Origin of the sequence: Citreimonas sp. (assembly GCF_042096055.1) — a bacterium.
In the GTDB taxonomy this organism is placed as follows: Bacteria; Pseudomonadota; Alphaproteobacteria; order Rhodobacterales; family Rhodobacteraceae; genus Citreimonas.
Window position 1 is genome coordinate 1 of the sequence record NZ_JBELMH010000072.1, and the last position, 1,202, is coordinate 1,202.

Below are 1,202 nucleotides of genomic sequence, written 5' to 3' on the forward strand. Positions count from 1 at the left end.
GTCTCCTCGCGCGCCGAACGCAGCACGTCGCACCACGCGGCGGCGCCGTCGACGTCGCGGTACACGCGCTCGATGAACAGCGGCTCGACATGGTCGAACTCGTCCGCGAGCGGGCCCAGCTCGTCGCGGATCAACCGCTCCTGCAGCGCGCGCAGCCAGGCCGCGTAAATTAGCGGCTCGGGCAGATGCTCGTTCATCTCGCCGTTCCAGTCCGCCAGCAGGTCGAGCGCGCGCTGGCGCTGGCGTTCGGGCGTGCCCTCGGGCGCGGATTCGCCGGTGAACCAAAGGTCGCGGCCGATCAGAGGCAGCAGCGTGCGCGCGGCTTGGCTGACCGTGTCCAGCTGCGCCTCGATGAAGCTGTCCCGGGTATGCACCGCGCGGCCCATCATCATGTCGCGCCAGCGCAGCACGCGCTGGCTGTCGCCCCATTCGAAGCTGACATGCAGCGGAAACGGCCGGTCGATCATCTTGTTGTTCGTATTGCCGACGATGCCGCCATCCGGCGCCACGAAGGTCGGGTTCTCCGAGCGCGGCAGGATGCCCAGCCAGCGGTTCTCGGCGTTCCAGCCCGGCGCGGGCATGCGGCCTTGCGTCTGGTGGTCGGCGCTACGCTCGGGCATCGCGCCGACGGTCTTCATCGCGATCGTGTCCTCGTCGATCAGCGTCAGGTTCTGGCTGGGCGCGACGTAGAGGTCCGAGATGCCGATCGCCTCGTCAACCGATCCCGCGCCCATCAGCGCGATCGCGGCGCTCATCGAGGTATCGTCGCCCGACAGGGCGGTCCAGCCCAGCGCCATCACGTGCCCGGCCGGCGTCACCGCGCCGAGGTCGTAGGACGAGCGCGGCAGGACCGGACCGTTCTCGGTCCAGCGCAGGGTGATCGTGACCGGCGCCTCGTCGGCGATCTCGATGATCGATCGGCGCGTCTCGAACTCGGCCCAGCCGTCCGGTGTGCGGTAGCGGTTCGGGTTCTCGGGGTCGAGCTGTTCCAGGAACAGGTCCTGGTCGTCGAGGTAGGACGACGTCACGCCCCAGCCCAGCCGTTCCGACCGGCCGATCATCACCGCCGGCACGCCTGGCACCGTGGCGCCGATCACGCCGCCCGAGGCCAGCTCGAGCCGCGCGAGGTACCAAGTCGACGGCGCGGTGAAGCCCAGATGCGGGTCGTTGGCCAGCAGCGTGCCGCCCCCGGCGCTGCGCGA

Annotated in this window: 1 protein-coding gene; it reads right to left on the bottom strand. The window is 70.1% G+C overall.

From position 1 onward, the window contains the following. On the bottom strand, window positions 1-1,202 hold a 1,202-nt coding region (locus tag ACFDTC_RS14160), incomplete at both ends, for a penicillin acylase family protein (RefSeq protein ID WP_375259533.1).